21 protein-coding genes are annotated in these 21176 nt (G+C 70.1%); 11 read left to right on the top strand and 10 right to left on the bottom strand.

Annotated features, from left to right (window positions below; all coding sequences use genetic code 11):
- Nucleotides 1–2: 2 nt before the first annotated feature.
- The gene (locus G6O68_RS09440; protein ID WP_240911109.1) at nucleotides 3–713 is read right to left on the bottom strand and encodes a Yip1 family protein; all 711 of its coding nucleotides are present in this window, start codon (nucleotides 711–713) and stop codon (nucleotides 3–5) included.
- A gap of 205 nt (nucleotides 714–918) precedes the next feature.
- Here G6O68_RS09440 and G6O68_RS09435 point away from each other — a divergent pair, with 205 nt between their 5' ends.
- Nucleotides 919–2241, top strand: coding sequence for an ATP-dependent 6-phosphofructokinase (locus G6O68_RS09435; RefSeq protein WP_206108061.1), 1323 nt, complete (start codon nucleotides 919–921; stop codon nucleotides 2239–2241).
- A 21-nt stretch (nucleotides 2242–2262) separates the two neighbouring features.
- Here the strand turns inward: G6O68_RS09435 and G6O68_RS09430 are convergent, their stop codons facing one another.
- Entirely contained in the window at nucleotides 2263–2679 is a 417-nt protein-coding gene (locus G6O68_RS09430) for a hypothetical protein (protein ID WP_165246951.1), read from the bottom strand.
- Between the two features lie 6 nt (nucleotides 2680–2685).
- Complete coding sequence (locus tag G6O68_RS09425; RefSeq protein WP_165246949.1) at nucleotides 2686–3168, bottom strand: hypothetical protein; 483 nt, start codon at nucleotides 3166–3168, stop codon at nucleotides 2686–2688.
- Nucleotides 3169–3352: 184 nt separating this feature from the next.
- Here G6O68_RS09425 and G6O68_RS09420 point away from each other — a divergent pair, with 184 nt between their 5' ends.
- A complete protein-coding gene (locus tag G6O68_RS09420; protein ID WP_206108060.1) occupies nucleotides 3353–4378 on the top strand; it encodes a methyltransferase in 1026 nt (341 codons plus the stop codon).
- On the opposite strand, the gene G6O68_RS09415 is transcribed toward G6O68_RS09420, so the two are convergent.
- The gene (locus G6O68_RS09415; RefSeq protein ID WP_165246947.1) at nucleotides 4289–5014 is read right to left on the bottom strand and encodes a methyltransferase family protein; all 726 of its coding nucleotides are present in this window, start codon (nucleotides 5012–5014) and stop codon (nucleotides 4289–4291) included. The genes G6O68_RS09420 and G6O68_RS09415 overlap by 90 nt on opposite strands.
- Nucleotides 5015–5422: 408 nt before the next feature.
- Here G6O68_RS09415 and G6O68_RS09410 point away from each other — a divergent pair, with 408 nt between their 5' ends.
- From G6O68_RS09410 to G6O68_RS09380, 7 genes are all read left to right on the top strand, one after another.
- Complete coding sequence (locus tag G6O68_RS09410; RefSeq protein WP_165246945.1) at nucleotides 5423–6565, top strand: cellulase family glycosylhydrolase; 1143 nt, start codon at nucleotides 5423–5425, stop codon at nucleotides 6563–6565.
- A gap of 155 nt (nucleotides 6566–6720) precedes the next feature.
- Nucleotides 6721–7479, top strand: a complete 759-nt coding sequence (locus G6O68_RS09405; RefSeq protein WP_165246943.1) for a hypothetical protein — start codon at nucleotides 6721–6723, stop codon at nucleotides 7477–7479.
- Complete coding sequence (locus tag G6O68_RS09400; protein WP_165246941.1) at nucleotides 7476–8516, top strand: acetyltransferase; 1041 nt, start codon at nucleotides 7476–7478, stop codon at nucleotides 8514–8516. The genes G6O68_RS09405 and G6O68_RS09400 overlap by 4 nt, the downstream gene beginning before the upstream one ends.
- A gap of 24 nt (nucleotides 8517–8540) precedes the next feature.
- Entirely contained in the window at nucleotides 8541–9155 is a 615-nt protein-coding gene (locus G6O68_RS09395) for a DUF6714 family protein (RefSeq protein WP_165246939.1), read from the top strand.
- Nucleotides 9156–9303: 148 nt separating this feature from the next.
- Nucleotides 9304–9969 (top strand): O-methyltransferase, encoded by a 666-nt coding sequence (locus G6O68_RS09390; RefSeq protein WP_165246937.1) that lies wholly within the window; start codon nucleotides 9304–9306, stop codon nucleotides 9967–9969.
- Between the two features lie 385 nt (nucleotides 9970–10354).
- Entirely contained in the window at nucleotides 10355–10894 is a 540-nt protein-coding gene (locus G6O68_RS09385; RefSeq protein ID WP_165246935.1) for a hypothetical protein, read from the top strand.
- A 312-nt stretch (nucleotides 10895–11206) separates the two neighbouring features.
- A complete protein-coding gene (locus G6O68_RS09380; RefSeq protein ID WP_206108059.1) occupies nucleotides 11207–11758 on the top strand; it encodes an HAD family hydrolase in 552 nt (183 codons plus the stop codon).
- 12 nt (nucleotides 11759–11770) lie between these two features.
- Here G6O68_RS09380 and G6O68_RS09375 read toward each other — a convergent pair whose 3' ends face one another.
- Together G6O68_RS09375 and G6O68_RS09370 are read right to left on the bottom strand one after the other, a co-directional pair.
- On the bottom strand, nucleotides 11771–13852 hold the full coding sequence (locus tag G6O68_RS09375) for an SWIM zinc finger family protein (protein ID WP_165246933.1): 2082 nt from the start codon (nucleotides 13850–13852) through the stop codon (nucleotides 11771–11773).
- Nucleotides 13853–13879: 27 nt separating this feature from the next.
- Nucleotides 13880–14539 (bottom strand): hypothetical protein, encoded by a 660-nt coding sequence (locus G6O68_RS09370; protein WP_240911107.1) that lies wholly within the window; start codon nucleotides 14537–14539, stop codon nucleotides 13880–13882.
- A 177-nt stretch (nucleotides 14540–14716) separates the two neighbouring features.
- Between G6O68_RS09370 and G6O68_RS09365 the strand changes: the two genes are divergently transcribed.
- Complete coding sequence (locus G6O68_RS09365; RefSeq protein ID WP_165246931.1) at nucleotides 14717–15310, top strand: hypothetical protein; 594 nt, start codon at nucleotides 14717–14719, stop codon at nucleotides 15308–15310.
- A gap of 97 nt (nucleotides 15311–15407) precedes the next feature.
- On the opposite strand, the gene G6O68_RS09360 is transcribed toward G6O68_RS09365, so the two are convergent.
- The 3 genes from G6O68_RS09360 to G6O68_RS09350 all read right to left on the bottom strand — a co-directional run bounded on the left by G6O68_RS09360 (nucleotide 15408) and on the right by G6O68_RS09350 (nucleotide 19600).
- Nucleotides 15408–15839: a hypothetical protein gene (locus G6O68_RS09360; protein WP_165246929.1), complete on the bottom strand. Its 432-nt coding sequence runs from the start codon at nucleotides 15837–15839 to the stop codon at nucleotides 15408–15410.
- Between the two features lie 141 nt (nucleotides 15840–15980).
- Complete coding sequence (gene gyrA / locus G6O68_RS09355; protein ID WP_165246928.1) at nucleotides 15981–18677, bottom strand: DNA gyrase subunit A; 2697 nt, start codon at nucleotides 18675–18677, stop codon at nucleotides 15981–15983.
- 308 nt (nucleotides 18678–18985) lie between these two features.
- Nucleotides 18986–19600, bottom strand: a complete 615-nt coding sequence (locus tag G6O68_RS09350) for a class I SAM-dependent methyltransferase (RefSeq protein WP_165246925.1) — start codon at nucleotides 19598–19600, stop codon at nucleotides 18986–18988.
- Nucleotides 19601–19888: 288 nt separating this feature from the next.
- Between G6O68_RS09350 and G6O68_RS09345 the strand changes: the two genes are divergently transcribed.
- Nucleotides 19889–20740, top strand: a complete 852-nt coding sequence (locus G6O68_RS09345; RefSeq protein WP_165246923.1) for a transglutaminase family protein — start codon at nucleotides 19889–19891, stop codon at nucleotides 20738–20740.
- 70 nt (nucleotides 20741–20810) lie between these two features.
- Here the strand turns inward: G6O68_RS09345 and G6O68_RS09340 are convergent, their stop codons facing one another.
- Nucleotides 20811–21146, bottom strand: a complete 336-nt coding sequence (locus tag G6O68_RS09340) for a hypothetical protein (RefSeq protein ID WP_165246921.1) — start codon at nucleotides 21144–21146, stop codon at nucleotides 20811–20813.
- Nucleotides 21147–21176 lie beyond the last annotated feature (30 nt).

Raw genomic sequence — 21176 nt, 5'->3', positions numbered from 1 at the left:
CGTCAGACGAGGCGCGACAGGAGAAAGCCGAAGTTGACGACGATGGATGCGATGAGGAGGACGAACCCCGCCAGGAGGAACGCCCCGAGCGCCCGCGCCATCGAGATGCGGTGGGCTTCGCTCAGGCCGATGAGCAGCAGGAGGAGGCTCCAGACCCCCAGGAAGATGTGGATGGCCCAGGTCGCCAGGAGGAACCGGCCGGTGCCGGCGGCCGGTCCCGGGGAGTTCCGGAACATCGCGTCGCCAAGGAACGCGAGTTGGACGGCCGAGACCGTCAGGCTCGCGACCGTCGGAACCAGAGACCAGGCGAGGGCGGCGCGGGTCGCCTCGGGCTCGGCGACGCCCCCGAGGACGCGGCCGGACCACGACAACAGCCAGCCGGCGAGATACAGGCCGAAGACCCCCGTGAGGGGGCCGAAGATCATCGCCATCGCCAGGATCGTCGGCATCTGCAGCCGTCCGCCGTCGTGCCTCCACGACGCCGCGTCGAGCACCTTCGCCACCCCGGCCGCCAGGCTCAGCGGGATCACCAGGTAGGACGGGTCGGACTCCAGGATCCGCCGGATCGTCTCCCGGGGCCTGGTCCAGATCGTCGCCAGCGGGCGGCCGGGAGATCGGCGGTCGCCTTCGGCCGCCGGAGGAGGCAGGCCCTCGTCGCTCGGCGACAGGCGTTTATGCGTGAAATCCAGGCCCCGGGCCTTCTCATCGGACATAGCCACCCCCTTTCATCCGTGCCGTCCTCGATCGCACGGACATGATACTACATTAGTCCGGGCGATGCGAAAGTTCCGGCCCAGTGCGCCTCGGGACGGTGCCCTCCCCGCGGCGCCCTTGCGGGCTCGCGATGGGGCGTTTAGCATTTCGGGTCACCTCCTCTCCAGGACGATCGAACTCGGCCCCACGCTGGCGAGGGCGCCCGTGATCACCCAGGAAGACCTCGCGGTCCGGTCGCTCGGAGAGTGCCGGGTCGACTCGCCGATGCTCCCGCTTCTGGAGCGTCGGCGGCGGAGCTATTACAACGTCGACGAGTCCGACCGGGTGCTGTTCGACGACACGGGCTCGGCGCTGATCGAACGCGGCGGTTCGGCCGCCGACGTCCCCGGGTTCGAGCCCGCGGGGCCGCGGCGGAAGATCTACTTCGACCCCTCCAAGGCCCGCGCCGGGATCGTGACCTGCGGCGGGCTCTGCCCGGGGTTCAACGACGTGATCCGGGCGCTCGTGATGGAGCTGCACTTCGCCTACGGGGTGCGGCGGATCCACGGCTTCTGCAACGGCTACCAGGGGTTCATCCCCAAGTACAAGCGGCCGGTGATGGAGCTGACGCCGCAGTCGGTCAGCCGGATCAACGAGCTGGGGGGGACGATCCTGGGCACCTCGCGCGGCGAGCAGGACCCGGGCGAGATCGTCGACTGCCTGGAGCGGATGGGGATCAACCTGCTGTTCGTCGTCGGCGGCGACGGCACCCTGCGCGGGGCGCGGGCGATCTGCCGCGAGGCGGAGTCGCGCGGGACGAAGCTGGCGGTCGTCGGCGTGCCGAAGACGATCGACAACGACGTCATGTACATGGACCAGAGCTTCGGCTTCCAGACGGCCTTCTCGGTCGCGGCCGACGTGATCCGCACGGCGCACGCCGAGGCCAAGGCGTCGCCCAACGGGATCGGCCTGGTGAAGCTGATGGGCCGGCACTCGGGCTTCATCGCCTGCTACGCCTCGCTCGCCCACAACGACGCCAACTTCGTCCTCATCCCCGAGGTCCCCTTCGCCCTCGACGGCCCCGGCGGGTTCCTCGCGGCGCTCAAGGACCGCGTCCGGTCGTTCGGCCACGCCGTGGTCGTCGTCGCCGAGGGGGCGGGCCAGGACCTGATGGGGGGCCGCGGCAACGGCTCGGACGCCTCCGGCAACGCCAAGCTCGGCGACGTGGGCGTGTTCCTGAAGGGCCGGATCGAGGCGGCGTTCGCCGCCGACGGCCTGGAGCTGAACCTCAAGTACTTCGACCCCAGCTACCTCGTCCGCAGCGTGAAGGCCATCCCGTTCGACGCCGTGTACTGCCTGCGGCTGGCGCACAACGCCGTCCACGCCGCGATGGCCGGCCGCACCGAGGTCGTCGTCAGCCGCTGGCACGGCCGGTTCGTCCTCCTCCCCATCCCCCTGGCCGTCCGCGACCGCCACACCGTCGACCCCAACGGCGACCTCTGGATGTCCGTTTTGGAGTCCACCGGCCAGCCTCCTGCGTTCGAGTGATCGGAATCTCGGCCGAGCGTCTCAACCCGCCGGCACGCGGCGGATGAGAGCATCCAGGCTCGCGGCGTCGAGCGGCCCGAAGTGCGTGGCGACGATTTCTCCGGAGTTTAGGCGGTGCCAGCATGGGACGCGCGACGCCTCTTTCGGGACCTGTCCCGCGAGAGGGTGCAGCCAGGCTTCGAATTCCTCGAAGCTCTCGAAGGGCCGCACGCCCAGGGAGAAGCGGCCTGCATGCTCCTTCGCGATGCCGACGGCCGCGTCGATGGACTTGCGTTCGTAGGCGTCCCAGACGGCGAAGGTCAGGAGCAGCCAATCACCGGTCATGAGTTCAGGCTCGATCCGGTCCGGGGCCATTCGCAAGCCTCGGATGAAATGCGGCTCACCCTCGAACTCGATCGCGAATCGTCCCTCGAAGTCGGCGGTGATCTGATATGACATCGCCGCTCAAGCCTCCCTCGACCCATCGGACCGCCCCGTCCCTCGTCCTTGCCTCAAGATCGTCGCGGACGCCAGGAGCGTCGAGAACGCCAGCCCGTCTAGGAGGACGAACCAGTACAGTCGAAATTCCTCGTCGAAACGCTCCTGGATCGCGACTCGCTCGAAATGATCCACGAAGTCGTGCGTCGGCGCGTCGATCGGCGACGGGACGCGAGTTGCGACGAGGCCGCGCAGCAAGCCCGACGCCCACGCGGGAGGGATCGGTTCCAGCGCCCACGTCGCGGCCCCGAACGCCAGGGCCGCCGCGACCAGGCGGCGGTCCTTCAGGTAGATCGCCGAGGCCGCGACGAGGACGAACAGGAGGATCGCCCGATCGGCGGGGGACCGCGAACGATCGGCGAGGACCGCCAGCACCACGGCCAGCAGGCCGAGCGGCGCGACGTACCCGGTCGGAATCCGGCTCGGCCCCGAACGCTTCGAGACGTCCATTCCATCACCTCCGCGTCGACGATCGCCTCGCATTCTAGCGCCTCCTCGCGGAGAACGGGCGGATTCGGCGGGAATCGCCCCGAAAAGCCGTCTCCCCGTGTCGTCCGCCGGCAGGTCTCTACGTAGGGTAGAAAGGCCGTCGATCCGGCCGCCCCGACAACCGCCCTGAACAGGAACCGCCTTGATGCCCGAGAACACGCCTCCCGCCGAGCTGATGGCCCTGCACGACATGATCCTGGGCAAGTGGGTCGCCCAGGCGGTGAGCTTCGCGGCGAAGCTGGGGATCGCCGACTCGCTGAAGGACGGGCCGAAGGGCTGCGACGAGCTGGCCCGGATGAACCAGATGGACGCCGACTCGCTCTACCGCGTGCTCCGCGCCCTGGCGAGCGTGGGCGTCTTCGCCGAGGTGGAGGACCGCCGGTTCGCCCTCACGCCGACGGCCGAATTCCTGCGATCGGACGCGCCCGGCTCGCTCCGGGCCGTGGCGACGATGGTCGGCGAGGACTGGACCTGGCGGCCCTGGGGGGACCTCTACGGCAGCGTGAAGACCGGCGAGCGCGCGTTCGACCGCGTGTTCGGCATGCCGCCGTTCGAGTACCTCGCGAAGAACCCGATCGCGGCCACGGTCTTCGACGAGGCCATGACCGGCTGGTCGACGCAGAACTCCCCGCCGGTCGCGGCGGCCTGGGACTTCTCCGGGATCGACACGCTGATGGACGTCGGTGGCGGCCACGGCCTGCTGCTCGCCACGATCCTCAAGGCCAACCCTTCGCTCAAGGGGATCCTGTACGAGACGCCCGAGGTCTGCGAGGGGGCCCGCGAGCGGTTCGAAGCCGAGGGGCTCGCCGACCGCTGCCGGGTCGTCCCGGGCGACTTCTTCGAGACGGTCCCCCAGGGCGCCGACGCCTGCATCCTCAAGAGCGTGATCCACGACTGGGACGACGCCCGCGCCGCGCGGATCCTGCGGAACTGCGCCAGGGCCCTCGGCCCCGGCGGCCGCGTGCTGCTGGCGGAGATGGTGATCCCCCCCGGCAACGACCGCCATCCCGGCAAGCTGCTGGACCTGGAGATGCTCGTCCTGGCCGGCGGCCGCGAGCGCACCGAGGAGCAGTTCCGCGACCTACTCGCCTCGGCCGGGATCCGGCTGTCGCGCATCGTCCCCACCGGCTCCCCGATGTGCGTGATCGAGGGCGTGGTCGACCCAGCCTGACGACCCCGGGCCGGGCAGGTAGAACGGCACGCCGGTGCGGAGATAGCCCTCGTAGGCCTTCCCGTAGGCGGCGCGCAGGCGATGCTCCTCGTGTTTCGAGCCCAGGACGAGGTACGCCGTGGCCGCCAGGTTGAAGGCCAGCAGGTTGGCGGTCATCCGGGGCTGGAGCCAGAAGACCGGCAGGGGCGCCAGGTTCAGCGGGTGCCGGCTGTGCCGGAACGGCCCCTCGGCGCGGATTCGGCCGTCGGCGTCGGGGGCCGGTCCCTGGGCCTCGACCGGCGGCGGCGGGTCCGGGTCCCCGGCGCCGAGGGCGGCCAGGCCCGCGAGGCCGGTCAGGCGGGGGACGCCGACCTGGAAGGCGGCCCAGGTCATGTAGGCTAGGCCGGCCGCCTGCCCGCCGCGCATCAGCGCGGCCGCCGGCCCCCGGACGTGGTACAGCTCGCGGTCGGGGAGCCGCCGGACGTAGGAAACCAGCGCGGCCGTCGCGGCGATCGACTGGCCGAGGTAGAGCGGCCGGTAGAGGCCGTCGCGGGCCCTCCGGCCGATCAGCCCCGCCGCCGCCCGCTTGGCCGGGCGCGAGGCCAGGGCGCTGTGCACCAGCCCGAAGGCCGCCGTCGCCGCCGCCGTCTTCAGCATGCTCCGCCACATCGTCGTGCCCCCCATGATGGACCTGGAGGACCTTGCAAGAGCGATGCCGGGACCGGTCCCGGACGAGGAGGTCGAAAAAGCGGGCGAGGCGCACTGAGTCCTTGGCGCCCCGCCCGCCCGGGGAGTGTCTCAAGATGGATCGGCGGGATTCGGCGGCGACGTGGGATGAAGATTTGCGAGGGCGTTTCGGCCGTCCGGGCTCCGCGATCGGCTGTATTATGCCACCCCCGGGGCGGAACGCAAATCGGCGCGGGGGATTCGCGGGGATTCGTCGGGAGGGGGTCCGGCGTGGGCGGGCGGGGCGGTTGATAAGGGGGTCCGGCAGGGCGTAGACTGGGCCCTGCACGGGCCTCCCGTAGACCTCTCCGCATTCCCCGGATGGATGAAGACATCGCCATGAGACGCACACGCCTCCCGCTCGCGGGAATCCTCGCGACCGCCGCAATCGCCCTCGCCGGCGCGGCGTTCGGAACCCCCTCCCGGGCCGACGACGGCCCCTGGCCCGTCGACAAGGCCCGGGCCTGGGGCGAGGCCCACCCCTGGCTCGTCGGCTGCAACTACTGCCCCAGCACGGCCATCAACCAGCTGGAGATGTGGCAGGCCGAGACCTTCGACATCCCCACCATCGACCGCGAGCTGGGCTGGGCGCATGACCTGGGCTTCAACAGCATGCGCGTGTTCCTCCACGACATCCCCTACAAGCAGGACCCCGAGGCGTTCCTCAAGCGGATCGACGAATTCCTCAAGGTCGCCGACCGCCACAAGATCGGCGTGATGCTCGTCCTCTTCGACGGCGTCTGGGACACCGATCCCAAGCCGGGCAAGCAACGCGACCCGAAGCCCGGCCTGCACAACTCGGGCTGGGTCCAGAGTCCCGGCCGCGCCATCCTGGGCGATCCCGCGCGGCACGACGAGTTGAAGGACTACGTCGTCGGCGTCGTCGGCCGGTTCAAGGACGACCCCCGCGTCCACGCCTGGGACCTCTTCAACGAGGCCGACAACCCCAACGCCAACAGCTACGGCGCCACCGAGCTGAAGGACAAGCGCGAACGCGCGTGGGACCTGTTGAAGAAGACGCTCGCCTGGGTCCGCCCGCTCAACCCCAGCCAGCCCCTCACCATGGGCCTCTGGACCGGCGACCTGACGAATCCCGAGAAACTCTCCCCCTTCAACAAGTTCCAGGTCGAGCAGTCCGACGTCATCAGCTTCCACAACTACAACCCGCCCGAGAGGATGAAGGCCGACGTCGACGCCCTCAAGAAGTACGGCCGGCCCGTCCTCTGCACCGAGTACATGGCCCGCCCCAACGGCAGCCGGTTCGACCCGCTCCTCGGCTACCTCAAGGCCGAGAAGGTCGGCGCGTACAACTGGGGCTTCATCGACGGCAAGAGCCAGACCATCTACCCCTGGGACTCCTGGAAGAAGCCCTACGACGGCGAGCCCCCCGTCTGGTTCCACGACATCCTCCGCACCGACGGCACGCCCTACAAGCAGGACGAGGTGGACTACATCAAGTCCGTCACCGGCGCGAAGAAGTAAGCGGGTGAAGACGACCCCTTCCCCCTCGCGGGGGAAGGCGGCCCGCAGAGCCGGATGAGCGGGAAGCCGAACACGAGGGCCGTTCGTCGCTCCCGCAACCTCCAGCCCTCGACGCCCCGGCCATCGGATATCCTTCTGAGCCGGAGTCCCAGACGATGAACGCCGACGAGCTGTTGCGGGACCCCGACGAGATGCTGCGACTCGGCCCCGACCTGATCTTCGCCCTCTCGCCGCACCTCCGCGAGGTCCGAGACCGCATCGCACGGATGCCGACGAGCGGCCGGCTCGCCGTCGCAGCGGCCTGCTGCGACCTCCTGCACCCGGGCTATCGGCGATTCCAGGACGAAAGGAATGAGCCGGACGCGCTTCGACCGATCATCGATCGCTTCTGGCTCTCGCTCAACGACAGCGAGGCGTCGATGCGGGAGATCGACGACCTGGCGAACCGCTGCGAGTCCGCAGTCGCCGCCTTGCCCGCCGCCGACGACGTCCCCTGCCGGGTCGCCGACGCATCCTACCGGCATTACTGGGAGGCGCTCGACGCCGTCGGCGTGGTCGACCTGGCCATCCGGTCCGCCCAGGCCGACTCGGCGTCGGATGCCGCCAAGGCGACGGAACTGGTCGTGGAACACTTACGCAGACGCTTGTGGAATGGGCACGTCCTCCGTCACCCATCGGACGAGCCGACCGAGAAGGTATACGCCGCCATCGACCGGCTCGTCGAGGGAGATGCCGTCATGGGGGCGATCGACGCCGCGATGGCGGAGCTGCTGGATCACGTCGCGCGGGACGAACGGCCGACGCGGGCGAGCCTCCGCGTCCCGCTCGACCGGCTCGCCAGCCTGATCCAATCCGCCGAACTCCCCGATGGAACCGACCAGGGGGGCTTATCAACCCTTCAGGGTCCGGCATGAGCGTGAGCATCCGCCCCCTGGCCGAGGCCGACCTTCCGGCCCTCTCGCGGTTCCTGACGGCCGGGTTCCACACCCCGGCCGACGCCGAGTTCGCGGCCGTGGACGTCCTGCGCTGGAAGTTCCTCGACGCCCGCGACGACGCTCCGGGGCCGCGCAGCTTCGTGGCGATCGACGAGTCGGGCGCGATCGTCGGCCACGTCGGGCTCTGTCCGACCGCCTTCGCGGCCCCGGGCCTCGCGGAGCCGATCCCGGCGTTGCACATGATCGACTGGCTGGGCTCGCGCGAGCACCGCTCGGTCGGCGCCAGCCTGATGCGACGGGCGCACGAGGCGGCGCCCGTGCAGTTCGGCCTGGGGGGCAGCGACGCCGGCCGCGCCGTCATCAAGCGCGGGGGGTATGAGCCCATGCCCCCGGTCCTCGTGTTCGATCGGCTCCTGAGCCCGCTGCGACGCCTCCGCGCCGGCGGCCTCGCACCGAAATCGGCCGCGCGGGCGCTGCGGGACGTGGCCCGAAGCCTCGTCCATCGCCCCCGTCCCGCAGGCCTTCGCCTGCAACTGGAGCCGGTCTCGACGTTCGGGCCGGAGGTCGCCGAGGTCGTCCGGGGGGCCTCCCGCTTCGCCGTCGTCACGGCCCGCACGCCGGGCCGGCTGGACCTCGCCCTGCGCTATCCCCGACGCCCCCCCTCCGGCTTCCTCCTCCGCGAATCGGGCGGCGGGGTGCGCGGCTTCGCCGTGCTCAACGTCCTCCCGCAGGACGCGGGCCGGACCGCGCTCGGCCGCGTCGTCGACCTCTTGATGGACGACGACGACCCCGACGCCTGGCACGCCGCCCTGCTCCTCCTCTCCGCCGAGCTGGCCCGCCGCGGGGCCGACGTCGCCCGCGTCTTCGCCGCCCCGCCGTGGACCGCCGAGGCCCTCCGCCGCGCCGGCTTCGTGATGCGGCATCCGCTGGAACTCAGCCTCCGCGACCGTCGCGAACTCCTGCCTCACGCGCCGTTCTACCTCACGCCCATCGAGGCGGATTACGGCTACACCTGATCGCACCTCGGCGGAGAGCCCGAAATGCAATGTCGTCATTGCGGCGTCCCGTGGGAGTACGACTGGGAATACTGCCCCGAGTGCAACCGGAACTACGGCGGGGCCGTGTACCCGGCGACGCAGACCGACGAGGAACTCCGCGACGTCGCCGAGCTGATCCGCCGGATCCGCGAGGCGTTCGCCGGGGTCAGTCGCGGCGAGGGCGAGACCATCCACCAGGCCCATCTCGAAGGCATCTTCGGCCGGGACGCGAGGTGGGCTGCGGAGGGCGCGAAGGACCCGGAATCCGACTGGACCGAGGTCCCGGACTGGAAGCTGGAGCAAGGGGCCTCCACGCTCACGTTCTTCGACCTCGAGGGCTGGCGGTTCTACCTCCCCGCCTTCCTGTGCTGGTCGCTCCGGAACTGGCGTACGGCGAAGACCACCACCGTGGCCTCAACGATCTGGACCCTGACGCTCCGCACGGACTGGCCTTCGGACCCGCTGATGACATCGGAACGGTTCGCGTCGCTCGACCTCGCCCAGTCCGAGGCGGTCCACGACTTCCTGGCGTTCTTCGACAAGTACTCCGGCGAGCCCGACGGCCGAGACGCACGCAAGGCCATCCGATCGTACTGGCATCGCTTCGAGAAGCGTTGAACGAGGCCCGGCCCGATCGCGTCCTGGCTTCGGCGCGGGGATCGGCGCATACTCGGGACGGCGGCGGGCTTCGACGGGGGTCCGTCGCCCGGGCGAGCGGACGGCGAGCGACCGCTCCCGGGACCACTCGTCACGATGGAGACCTCTCATGACGACCATCCACAAGACCGCCCTGGCCTGCCTGGCCGGGGCCCTGCTGCTGGGGACGCCCGCGATGAGCGCCGCGCAGACGGCCGAGCCGAAGCCCGCCCTGCCGAAGGACGACGGCGAGAAGCGGATCCTGGAGGCGATCGCCGAGGCCCGCAAAGGCCAGCGTTACGCCAACGTCTCCGACGCCGACGGCCGGCTGATGCGGCAGCTCGTCGAGGCCGTGAACGCCAAGCGGGTCGTCGAGCTGGGGACTTCCACCGGCGAGTCTGGCCTGTACTTCTCGCTCGCCCTGCGCAAGACCGGCGGCAAGCTCTACACGTACGACATCGACCCCGGCCGGGTGGAGGTCGCCAAGGCCAACTTCAAGCGGGCGGGCGTCGAGGACCTGATCGTCGTCACCCTGGGCGACGCCCACGAGACCGCCCCGAAGAACACCGAGCCCATCGACGTCCTGTTCATCGACGCCGAGAAGCCCGGCTACGACGCCTACCTCCGCGAGCTGCTCCCCCTCGTCCGTCCCGGCGGCCTGATCCTCGCCCACAACATGCACACGCCCGCCCCCAATCCCAGGTACGTCGAGGCCGTCACCACCAACCCCGACCTGGACACCTCGTTCCTGCTGATGGACGGAGCCGGGCTGGGCGTCACGCTCAAGAAGCGCTGAAGCGGCCTCGCCGGGGATCCGACGGACTCCGGATTCCCGGCCCGTTTCGCGGGTACGACCTCGAGATGATCACGACGCCGCCGGCCTCCTCCGCCGGCGCCGTGCGGCAGCCGATCGATCCTGCCGGCATTTCTTCCCCGATGCGTCGAGGTGGGAAGGCTGAACGCCCGAGGGCTCCCGGCCGCGCGGCCAGCGGGACGGGCCGAGTCGTCCCCGTTCGCGGGATGGATGGAAAGGGCCGTCGCCGATGAGCTACTTCGTCCGGTTTCGGGTGACGTGGGGCTGTAAGGGATTCGGCCCGCGAATCAAAACCTCGCAGGATGCGGTACTCGCGCGCGTGGAGGACTACCTTCGAAGTGAAGGGACTTACGATGCGGACGGTTGGATGGACGAGTTCCGCGAGGCTTTCGTCGGCAGGGGAGCCGACATCAAGGTCGTGGAAGAGGAGTGGGCGATCGGACTCGTAACCTTCGTTTCCTCCGGCTTCCCGGGCGTGCTTTTCCGGGCGCGGGGCCGCGGAGAGGAGACGGGGGACGCCTGGCAGTTCGAGTGCCGCGACGGGAAGTTGATCCGAGAGTCCTCCTACGACGGGGAACGCGCCGGCGTCGCCCGAGAGAGCGCCCCCCTCTCGGACTGGCCGGGCCCCCTTGAGCTCTCCCGGGTCGTCAGCCAGGCCGGATCGCGTTCGTTCATCGCCGAAATCTTCGGCGGACAGCCGGGTGGCGCCCAGCTTGCGGCCCTCACCATCAAGCGAAAGGGCGGCCGCTCGCCCCGGGCCCTGGTCTACGTGGGGCCTCTCGATCAGGAGGCCTTCGAGCGGATCCGCGACCTGCTCGATGATCGCTATCGCGTTCAGCAGTTTCGCAGCCTGGAGACCCTGCTGTCGGCCCGCACGGCCACCGCCGAGAATCCCGAAGGCTATTGACGGCCGTTCCGAGAGGGTTCCCTTCGGACGCGAACGTCGATCGATGCGTGCGCAGCGTTTCGAAGTCGGTCATCCCATTTCCTTCAACACCCCTCCCGACGGTTCCCGGCGTCATTCGATGCGTATCCAGAGAACAGCGCATGACGCCCCGCCGAACCAGCCCGAAACTCGCATGGTTCCCCGATCAAGGACTCCGCACAGGGGCTGGCGAAGAGGGGGCCCGTCGCATCCTCGGGGCGATCGCAATCCTCCGGCGCTGACGAACCGTGTCGGGAAGGCTGGTGTCCGATGGGCCGGCCGATGAGGCGACCCATGACGAGCGACGCGCCGATGCTGCTGATCCTGGACCTGGACGATACGCTGATTCACGCCGTCGAGGACGCCTCGGCGTGCGGTCCGGACTTCCAGGTCGGGCCGTATGCGGTGAAGAGGCGTCCGCACCTGGACGCCTTCCTGAAAAGCGGCGCCCGTTGGTCGACGCTGGCGTTCTGGTCGACCGCGACCGACGCCTATGTCGAGGCCGTAGTCGCGCGGATCCTGCCCGAGGGGACGGCCCCGGCATTCGTCTGGGGGCGAAGCCGCTGCTCGCGTCGCTTCGACCCGGAAACGTTCGAGGACGTCTATCTCAAGGACTTGAAGAAGATCCGACGTCGAGGATTCGCCCTGGAACGAACCCTGATCGTCGACGACACGCCCAGTAAGGTCGCCCGGCAATACGGCAACGCGGTCTACATCCCCGCGTTCCTGGGAGACCCGGCCGACGACGTCCTCCCCAGGTTGGCCGCCTACCTGGCGACCCTTCGCGACTCGCCGAACGTGCGAATCCTGGAGAAGCGCGGATGGCTCCGATCCGACAACGCCTGAACAGCGATCCCCTCACTTCGCCGGCGCGCGGCCGAGGGTGCGGTCGAGCTGCTCCATGAAGCGGGGGCGGTTGCGGTACTTCTCGCGGATGGAGGCGACGAGGGCCGACCATTCGGGCATCCGGCCCTGGGCGCGGTAGATCGGGCCCATGCGGTCGAGATAGTCGGCGCAGGCCGCGTAGGCCGAGGGGTCGGTGTGGGGGAGTTGCGCGTCGAGACGGTCGCGGTAGATCGCCAGCGCGCGATCGGGGTGGGTCGCGGCGACGGCCTCGGCCACGCGGTCGGCGAGGCGCGGGGAGTCGGACGGATAGGGCGTCCCCTCCTCCGCAGCCCGCATCCGGTCGTACCACCTCAGGACCTCGGCGGGCTCTCCGGCGGCCAGGGCCAGGTCGATCAGGACGCTCCAACGCGGCCCGGTCGACCCGAACCCCCGGGGCTGGGCCAGCAGGGGAATGAGCACCTCGGGCACCGGGAGCGGCCACGTCGGGTCGACCTTCACGCTCGGGGTCGAGGGGGCTTCTTCGGCCGGCCTGGAGGACTTCGGCGCAGCCTTCGCCCGGGAGCGCGAGGCTTTCGCGGCGGCCTTCGGCACGACGACACGGTAGGGCCGCTCGCCCGTCTCGAGGAACCGTCGGGCCCAGGCGCGGACGGGCTCCGCGACGCCGGCCTTCGCGGCGGCCTCGATCAGGTCGTCGTAGGGGACGACGCCGGGATGGTCGAAGAAGGTCCGCGCGGCGTGCGCGGCGACGACGTCCCAGCGTCCTCGGCGCGCGGCCAGGTCGCGGAGCCAGACCGCCAGGTGCGACGCCGTGCCGGGCGCCGCGGCGATCACGGCGGCGATCCCCTCGGTCGCCCGGCGCTCGGCGTCGTCGAGCCGGCCCTCGTCGGCGAGGAACGCGACGAGCCGCTCGTAACTCCCGGTGAGTCGGGCCTCGGCCTCGTAGAGGGCCGCCAGCTCGTCGCGGCGGCCGGCCTCCTCGAGCGCCCGCGCGATCCAGCCGGTGAGCTGGTCGCGGTTCCAGCGATCGGAGAAGTCGTCCGTCCCGGCGACGGTCCGACCCTTGATGCGCTTCAGGAGCGCGTCGGCGGCGGCCGACCAGTCCTCGGGCGTGAGCGGGGATTCGAAGACGGCCTCGCTCGCCTCGGCGACCATGTCGGTTTGGTCGGCCAGCTCGGCGTCGATGGCAAACAGCAGGCGTTCCGGCGGCGACAGGCTGGACCGGGCGACGGCCTCGAAGACGACGGGGAGGCAGCGGGCGAGGCGGTCGATCGTCTCCCCCTCGTCGTCGGCCCGGCCCACCTGGGCGAACCCCTTGCGGATCAGGTCGCGGCCCAGGCTCACCACGTCGTCGGCCCGGCCGAGTTCCAGCAGGCGTTCGAGCAGCCGGCGGGTCGGGCGGTAGTCGGGCAGCTCGCCGCCGCCGTCCCAGTGGTTCCGCCAGGGCTGGACGGCGGTCGTCTCGCGGATCTCGCGCCGGGCCTCGGCGACCAGGCCCTTCGGGTCCAGCTCGGCGAGGGCGACCTTCTCGCGGATCGCCTCGTAGTCGCGCGGGGACTTGCGGACGAGGCCCCAGGCGAGTTCGGCCAGCTCGGCCTGCGGGAGGTTCCGCAGGTGGTCGCGGACCTTCTCGTCCCACTCCTTCGTCGCCTTCGCCGACTTCTGCGGCCGGTCCTCGGGCTCGTCGTAGCCTTCGTCCTCGTCCTCGGGCACGTCCAGGTCGTACCAACGGGGGTCGTCTTCCAAGGCGGTCGGGATTTCGCGCTTCTCGGCGAGGGCCTTGAGGTACTCGACCACGACGGCCACCGCGTGCTTGCAGGCGTAGCCGACCGGGCAGGAGCAGTGCGACTCCAGGACGAACCGCTTGCCGCGCGACTCCAGCCAGGCGTGAGTCGCATACTCCTCCGTCCCCTCGACCGAGGCGAGCAGGCCCCCTTCCTCGGTGAGCGCCAGGTCCGTGACGCGGCCCTCGGCCTGATAATTCTTGCCGCGTTCGAGGGCCTTCTCGCCGGCCCAGGCTTCCAGGTCATCCCAGCTCAGGGCGCGCCAGGCGGCCTCGGCGGATCCGGCCGGCGTCTCGGACTTCGCTCGCGGCATGGCCGACCTCCCGGTCGTCGTCGACCTTCACTCGCAGGAGCCGCAGCCTTCCGCAGCCTTCGCGGCGGCCTTCGATTCGGGGAGGCCCGGGACGAGGCTCGGGTCGTAGTTCGACCCGGCGGAGACCTGGATCATGGTGATCCGCATCTTCGTGGGGAAGAACTTCTCGTGGTCGGCCCGCTTGTGGGCGTGGCCCTGGCCGCCGCTGTCGTCCTTGATGACGAGGTCCATCTGCTTGATCCCCTCCTCCCAGACGATCGAGCCGTTCTCCCAGAACTCGGTCATGGCGACGTCCTTCTCATAGACGCCCGCCTCCGTGTAGATCCCGGTCCCGGTGCAGCCGTAGCCGTTGCCCCGGCCCTTGTTGGGGATGTAGCAGAGCGTCCAGGTTGTCGGCGCGCCCCCTTCGGGCTTCTCGATCACCTCGGCCCGGATGTGCACCGTGCCGTTGCGGTAATCTACCGGCGCGGTCCAGTCCTTCGGCCGGTCCGGGTTGATCTTCGCCCCCTTCACATAATAATGCGACTTGCTCGGCCGGGACTCATCCGCGTCCTTCTTGGTGAAGGTGAACGTCTCGTCGAACAGCACGAACTGCTCGGCGAAGACCGATCCCGAAGCCGCGACCGAGATCGCCGCCGCCAGCAAAACCCGAAGTCCGAGCCCAAGTAACCGATGCGGACGAATCATCTTGCGGCCACTCCACCGGGGTGCGTCAGCCCATCGTCACCCCATCGATTGGACCCCGCCGGGACGACCGAGTCCAGGGAATTCGCGACGGGGCGGCGCTCTGGATCGGATCGACTCATGGAGATACGCTGGATCGGGACGCCGAGCGATACGCCGCAGGGGCGAGGAGGGCGGAGCATGGGCCTGGTCGAGCGCGATTCGGGACCGAGGGGGGGATGGCGTCGATTCCGGCTCAGCCTGCGGGCGACGGCGGCGGCCCTGGCGATGATCGCGATCGCCTTGGGGCTCTACGTCCGCGCGGTCGAGCGGAGGCTGGGCCGCGTGCCGGTCGGAATCAAGAATTTCATCGCCGTGGACGTCCGGGTGCTGGACGAGGCGGGGAGGCCGATCCCGGACGCCGAGGTCTTCCGGGCTCATGTCCTCCCCGACGGGCTGGACGGCCTGGAAACCCTCGGGGGAGATCTCCGGCCTCCCTCCTCGCGGACGCGCGACGACGGCTGGGTCCGGGTCTACACGCAGGGCGACTACCAAAGGCTCCCCCGCCGGGGGGCCTTCGGCCTGCTCCCCGTCGCGGGCGATCCCGAGGTCGTCTTCCATCCCCGCGACGGGTTCCGCATCCGGGCGGTCGGCTGCGAGCCCCGCACGATGCGGCTCGAAGACCTGCGTCGCGAGGCCGGCGTCCGCCTGCCGCTCGGCGGCGTCCTGCCCCCGGTCGCCGTCCGCCTGAAGAAGGCCGGAAACCCAGGGGCGGGAGAGGTGGCGGACCGGTAGGGCGCGGGTCTCGGCCGGTCCGCCGGCCTTGGGTCCAGCGTCGGTCTCGGCCTCGCTCGCCGGGCGATGCGGTCCTGGTGTCGTGTCTCGGTCTCGCCTATTCCGGAGCCTCGACCTCCGGGGCGAGGACGGCGACGACCCGTTCCACCGGCACGCCCACGACTCGCGCCAGGTCGATCGCCTGGCCGGCTATGAAAAACGCCGATTCCGAGTCGAATTCATCTAGCGGGCAGGTGGCGTTGTACATGGCCTGGCAGCAAGACTCTTCGAACTGATATTGCCACCCTCGCGTTCCATCCTCGGCCTCAAGGGCCGTAAGCAGCCGCTTCCGCACCTCGTCGAAGACGGCGTGTCCGGCCGACCATCGAGTCGGGTCGGACGCCAGTTCCAGCACGCAGGTGTTGCTCTCCAGGTCGGGCACCTTTCCGGCGAACAACCTGAGCAAAGCGGCGATGACGCTTCCCATCTGGAGCCCATACGGGCCGGGACCGCTCTCCTCCGGGAACTCGCGAACGTCGGGGAATGCCATGGGACACCCAACCAGATGAATGGAAAGGCCCACCCGCACGGGACGACGGCGGTGATCACACCCGCCAGACGCCCGTGCGGAGCCGGCCCTCGATGACATTCCCGCCCCCGGCGGCCGCGGCGTGTCGGCGATCCTCCCGGATCACGCCTCCGCGTCGTCTTCGGCCTCGTCGTCGGACTCGGCCTCGATCTCCGGGTGGTCCTGGGCCTCGGCCTCGGCGACGCCGTCGTCGAGGATGTGGCCGTCGCCGTCGGCCGGGGCGGCGAGGGCGGCGGCCTCGGCCTCGGCGGCGAGGTCGGCGGCGAGGGCGGCGTCGGCGGCGAGCTGCTCCTCGGGGAGCTTGGCGAGGCTGCTGACGGCGTCGCCCTCGTCCAGGCGGATCAGGCGGACGCCCTGGGTGTTGCGGCCGATGGGGCGGGTGTCGCCCACGCGGGTGCGGATCAGGATGCCGCCGGTGGTGGTGATCATCACCTCGTCGGCGTCGGTCACCTTGCTGATGGCGACCACGCGGCCGTTGCGGTCGCTGGTCTTGATGTCGATCAGGCCCTTGCCGCCCCGGTTCTGCGAGCGATACTCCGACAGCAGGGTCCGCTTGCCGTAGCCGTTCTCGCAGACCGTCAAGAGGCTCGCCGGGTCGTCCGGGCCGTTGGCCACGATCATGCCGACGACCTCGTCGCCTTCCTCCAGGTTGATCCCGCGCACGCCGTGGGCGGGGCGTCCCATGCTGCGGACGTCGGACTCGTCGAACCGGACGGCCATCCCCTCGCGGGTGCTCAGGATGACGTGGTCGCCGGGCTTGGTCCGGGCGACGCCGATCAGGTGGTCCCCCTCGTCCAGGCCCAGCGCGATGATCCCGCGTCCCAAAGGCCGCTTGAAGGCGGTGAGGTCGGTCTTCTTCACGGTCCCCCGGCGGGTGACCATCATCAAGGACTCGCCCTCCAGGAATCGGCGGACCGGGATGATGCCGGTGATCTTCTCCCCCTCGGCGACCTGCAGCAGGTTGACGATCGCGCGGCCGCCCGAGGTCCGGGTGGCGATGGGGAGGTCGTAGACCTTCAGCCAGAAGACCTTGCCGAGGTCGGTGAAGAAGAGGAGGTAGTCGTGCGTCAGGGCGACGAACATATGTTCGAGGAAGTCGCCGTCGCGGGTGCCGGCGGCGGTGATGCCGCGGCCGCCGCGGCCCTGGGCGCGGTAGGTGCTGGGGGGCTGGCGCTTGATGTAGCCGTCGTGGGTGACGGTGACGACCATGTACTCTTCGCGGATCAGGGCTTCCTTGTCGTAGTTGCCCAGCTCCTCGTCGGAGATCGTGCTCCGGCGGGGGTTGGCGTACTTCGACTTCAGCTCCAGCAGGTCGTCGCGGATCATGCCCAGGATGATCCGCTCGTCGCCGAGGATCTCCTCGTAGCGGTCGATGTCGGCCTTGAGGCCCAGGTACTCGGCCGCCAGCTTGTCGGCCTCGAGGCCGGTCAGGCGCTGGAGCTGCATGGCGAGGATGGCGTCGGCCTGCATGCGGGTCAGGCTGGTGGACTCGCGGGCGTTCGGGTCGTCGAGGGCGCGCTGGAGGATCTGGGCGGAGACCTCCATCGTCATCAGGCGGACGCGGGCCTCGGGCGGGTTGGCCGAGGTGCGGATGACGCGGATGATCTCGTCGATGTGGTGCAGGGCGATCAACAGGCCCTCGACGATGTGCGCCCGCTGCTTCGCCTGGCGGAGCAGGTAGCGGGTGCGTCGGCGGATCACGTTGACGCGGTGCTCGACAAAGAGGCGGAGGAACTCCTTGATCGGCAGCGTCTTGGGCCGGCCGTCGACCAGGGCCAGCATGATGACGCTGAACGTGTCCTGCAGCGGCGAGAACTCATAAAGCTGGTTGAGGATGACGTTGGGGTCTTCCGCCTTCTTCAGCTTCACGACGATCCGCACCGGCTGCTTGCGGTCGCTCTCGTCGACGATGTCGGAGACGCCGGTGATCCGGCCGTTGTTGACCAGCTCGGCCAGCTTCTTGAACAGCGGCTCCTTGGTGAGCTGGTAGGGGATGTCGCTGAAGACGATCTGCGAGCGGCCGTCCTTCAGCTCCTCGATCGACGACGTGGCGCGGAGGATCACGCGGCCCCGGCCGCTGCGGTACGCCTCCTTCACGCCCATCCGGCCGCAGATGACGCCCCCGGTGGGGAAGTCGGGCGCGGGGAGGATCTCCATGATCTCGTCGAGGTCGATCGCCGGGTCGTCGATGTAGGCGACCACGGCGTCGCAGACCTCGCCCAGGTTGTGCGGCGGGATCGAGGTCGCCATGCCGACGGCGATGCCGCCGGAGCCGTTCACCAGCAGGTTCGGGAACTTGGCGGGGAGGACCCGGGGCTCCTGGTACTTCTCGTCGTAGTTGGGCTGAAAGTCGACCGTGTCGTAGTTCAGGTCCTCCAGCATCTCGGCGGCGACCGGGCTGAGCTTGGCCTCGGTGTACCGCATGGCGGCCGGCGGCAGGCCGTGGATGCTGCCGAAGTTCCCCTGGCCGGTGATCAGGAGGTGCCGCATGTTCCACCACTGGGCCATGCGCGCCAGCGTGGGGTAGATGGAGTTGTCGCCGTGGGGGTGGTACCGCTTCATCGTCTCGCCGACGATGCCCGCGCACTTGCTGGTGGACGAGCCCGGGTTCAGCCCGAGGTCGCGCATGGCGACCAGGATCCGCCGCTGCGAGGGCTTCAGCCCGTCGCGCACGTCGGGCAGGGCCCGGCTGATGATGACGGACATCGCGTAGTTGAGGTAGCTCTCCTTCAGCTCCTCCTCGATGTCCAGCGGCAGGGGGGCGAGCGGCGCGTTGGGCGGCAGTTCGGCGGTACTCACGTCGGTTCCGTTCCCTCGTCAAGAGCCGATCGACGCGCCCGGGCGCGCGACGTCGCAAGAGCCATTCCAATCACGTCGATTTTATCCGATCCGGCCCCTCCCCGCAACGCCGACGGCCTCCCTTTCAACCCCCGTTAAGTGCAAACCTCGCAAGACGTTTTGCGCGGGCGAAGCGGGGCCCCGACGCCCTTCCCGCCGGGCGGGGGAAAATGGCCCGACGGGCCGGATCGGGGGAGGACGAGCCGGGAGGCCGCGGGACGATCGACCGGGCCGGCCGCCGCCGGCGCCTCGCGCGGCCCCTCCCCGACTCAGACGCGCCGGAAGACGCCGTAGAAGAAGGATTGCGACGCCCCCCAGGGGGTCTCGTGCCGCTCCCGGGCTTGCTCGATGAGCCGGAATCCGTCGCCGAGCGCGGCCGCCATCGACTCCGCGTCGTAGCGACGGACGTCGAGGCGGCTGCACCGGGTCGGGCCGTCGTCGGCGAAGGTGGCGACGATCAGGTGGCCGCCGACCGGGAGGGTCCGACGGGCCAGGTCGACGTACGCCTCGCGGTCCTCCGCGTCGGTCAGGAAGTGGAAGACCGCGCGGTCGTGCCACAGGTCGAAGCCGCCGACGTCCCCGACGGTCGTCACGTCGGCGACGATCCATTCCACCTCGCTGGCCCGCGCGCCCAGGCGTCGCCGGGATCGCTCCAGCGCGGCCTCCGCGATGTCGAGCACCGCCACCCGCTCGAAATCCAGGCCGAGCAGCGCGTCGACCAGCCGCGAGGCGCCGCCGCCCACGTCGAGGATCCGCCCCCTCCCGGGCGGGGCGAATTTCCGGATGAGTTCCTGGGAGAGCCGGGGGTCCTCCTGATACCAGCTGACCTCGGCCTTCGTCGAGTAGACCTCTTCCCAGCGCTCCTTCCGCCCAGGCCCCGCCATGGCACCCTCCCGCCCGAGTCGCGCGCCGCCGCCCGCGTGCGACCCCTCTCGACCCCGGGCCGGCGGCCCGATCGCCGGATTCACGATAGCGAGCCCCGGACAGCCCCGCGAGGGCTCGGCGGACCGTGCTCCGCCTCGCTCACGGACCCCGAACGGCGGCCCGGTCGCGGAATCGTCGCGGATGGACGCCATCGCGCCCGGCCTCGTCTGCTACGATGACCGCACGAAGGCCGCCGCGCCCGAGGCGGGCGTCGCGCGGACAGGGCCGGACCAAGGGAGGCGCCCGCCATGAAGCGAATCCGGATCACGCACTCGACCGAGTACCACTATCACGAGCCGGTCCGGTTCCTGCCCCATCGGGCGCTCGTCCGGCCGCGCGAGGGGCACGACGTCCACATCGCCAGCTCGCGGCTCGCGGTCGAGCCGGGCGCCGACGTGCGGTGGTATCGCGACGTCTACGGCAACTCGATCGCCGTCCTGACGTTCCACGAGCCGGGGTCGACGTTCCGCCTGCTCAGCGAGGTCGACGTCGACCTGTACGAGGACGGCCCGATCGACTGCTCGGTCGACCCCGAGGCCCAGTGGTATCCGTTCCATTACGACGCGGCCGAGCAGGTCGAGCTGGTCGCCTACCGGCTCTCCAGCTACCCCCACGACGGCGCGGCGGTCCGGCGATGGCTCGGCGACCTCTACAAGCCCGGCCGGTCGGTCCTCACGGCCGAGCTGCTGAACGCGCTGAACACCCGCGTCCACGACTCGTTCCGCTACGTCCGCCGCGAGGAGCCGGGCGTGCAGCTCCCCTGCCAGACGCTGGAGTGGGGGACCGGCTCCTGCCGCGACTACGCCGTCTTCATGATGGAGGCGGCGCGGCACCTGGGCTTCGCCTCGCGGTTCGTCACCGGCTACATCCAGATGGGCGAGGGCCAGCACGGCGCGACCCACGCCTGGACCGAGATCTACCTCCCCGGCGCCGGCTGGCGGGGATTCGACCCGACCAACGACAAGCTCGCCGGCTCCGAGCACGTCTCGGTGGCCGTCTCGCGCGACCACGACAAGGCCTCCCCCCTCTCCGGCTCCTGGATCGGCCCCGCCGGCGCGTTCGACCGGATGGACGTCTCCGTGCAGGTCGTCGGGATGTAGAAGCTTGGATTGCGCCGTGATTCCATCGCGGTCCTCCGCTTCCACCGTCCGACCCAGGACGTCGAAGTCCTCACTCGGGATACCACCAGAGCTCCGCCGGCTGTACCTCGGGGTTGAAGCTCTGATATCGTCGAAGAGCCGGCCCAAAATCCCCGAACTCTCCGTCGTAGACGCGATGTCCGGCTTCGGTGATCAGGAAGACGACATAGAATCCCTTCGCCTGATCGACGTCGCGGATTCCATCGCTCTTGGGGTGCACGTCGAGGCCGGGGGAGACTTGGTTGGAGCCCGGCACGCAAGGGCGCGCGCGATGGTGGAAGATCCGGCACCATCCGCCGGCCTCAACCTGAGACACCCCGTTGAGGAGCGCGACGGTGACGAGCATGGACCGTTTGAAGCGCTTCATCTACGTGATCTCCGCAGCGACAATGCGAGA

It is taken from the genome of Paludisphaera soli (assembly GCF_011064595.1).
GTDB lineage: Bacteria > Planctomycetota > Planctomycetia > Isosphaerales > Isosphaeraceae > Paludisphaera > Paludisphaera soli.
Note: the sequence above shows the minus strand (reverse complement) of the source record. Positions and strands in the feature narration are given on the sequence as shown.

Excerpts from the sequence above, each read along its gene's own strand:
- G6O68_RS09340 (WP_165246921.1), bottom strand. The coding sequence starts at position 21,146 with ATGAAGCGCTTCAAACGGTCCATGCTCGTCACCGTCGCGCTCCTCAAC.
- G6O68_RS09420 (WP_206108060.1), top strand. The coding sequence starts at position 3,353 with ATGCCCGAGAACACGCCTCCCGCCGAGCTGATGGCCCTGCACGACATG.
- G6O68_RS09385 (WP_165246935.1), top strand. The coding sequence starts at position 10,355 with ATGGACGAGTTCCGCGAGGCTTTCGTCGGCAGGGGAGCCGACATCAAG.
- G6O68_RS09390 (WP_165246937.1), top strand. The coding sequence starts at position 9,304 with ATGACGACCATCCACAAGACCGCCCTGGCCTGCCTGGCCGGGGCCCTG.
- G6O68_RS09410 (WP_165246945.1), top strand. The coding sequence starts at position 5,423 with ATGAGACGCACACGCCTCCCGCTCGCGGGAATCCTCGCGACCGCCGCA.
- G6O68_RS09415 (WP_165246947.1), bottom strand. The coding sequence starts at position 5,014 with ATGCTGAAGACGGCGGCGGCGACGGCGGCCTTCGGGCTGGTGCACAGC.
- G6O68_RS09350 (WP_165246925.1), bottom strand. The coding sequence starts at position 19,600 with ATGGCGGGGCCTGGGCGGAAGGAGCGCTGGGAAGAGGTCTACTCGACG.
- G6O68_RS09405 (WP_165246943.1), top strand. The coding sequence starts at position 6,721 with ATGAACGCCGACGAGCTGTTGCGGGACCCCGACGAGATGCTGCGACTC.
- G6O68_RS09400 (WP_165246941.1), top strand. The coding sequence starts at position 7,476 with ATGAGCGTGAGCATCCGCCCCCTGGCCGAGGCCGACCTTCCGGCCCTC.
- G6O68_RS09430 (WP_165246951.1), bottom strand. The coding sequence starts at position 2,679 with ATGTCATATCAGATCACCGCCGACTTCGAGGGACGATTCGCGATCGAG.
- G6O68_RS09440 (WP_240911109.1), bottom strand. The coding sequence starts at position 713 with ATGTCCGATGAGAAGGCCCGGGGCCTGGATTTCACGCATAAACGCCTG.
- G6O68_RS09425 (WP_165246949.1), bottom strand. The coding sequence starts at position 3,168 with ATGGACGTCTCGAAGCGTTCGGGGCCGAGCCGGATTCCGACCGGGTAC.
- G6O68_RS09375 (WP_165246933.1), bottom strand. The coding sequence starts at position 13,852 with ATGCCGCGAGCGAAGTCCGAGACGCCGGCCGGATCCGCCGAGGCCGCC.
- G6O68_RS09365 (WP_165246931.1), top strand. The coding sequence starts at position 14,717 with ATGGGCCTGGTCGAGCGCGATTCGGGACCGAGGGGGGGATGGCGTCGA.
- G6O68_RS09395 (WP_165246939.1), top strand. The coding sequence starts at position 8,541 with ATGCAATGTCGTCATTGCGGCGTCCCGTGGGAGTACGACTGGGAATAC.
- G6O68_RS09345 (WP_165246923.1), top strand. The coding sequence starts at position 19,889 with ATGAAGCGAATCCGGATCACGCACTCGACCGAGTACCACTATCACGAG.
- G6O68_RS09370 (WP_240911107.1), bottom strand. The coding sequence starts at position 14,539 with ATGATTCGTCCGCATCGGTTACTTGGGCTCGGACTTCGGGTTTTGCTG.
- G6O68_RS09380 (WP_206108059.1), top strand. The coding sequence starts at position 11,207 with ATGACGAGCGACGCGCCGATGCTGCTGATCCTGGACCTGGACGATACG.
- G6O68_RS09360 (WP_165246929.1), bottom strand. The coding sequence starts at position 15,839 with ATGGCATTCCCCGACGTTCGCGAGTTCCCGGAGGAGAGCGGTCCCGGC.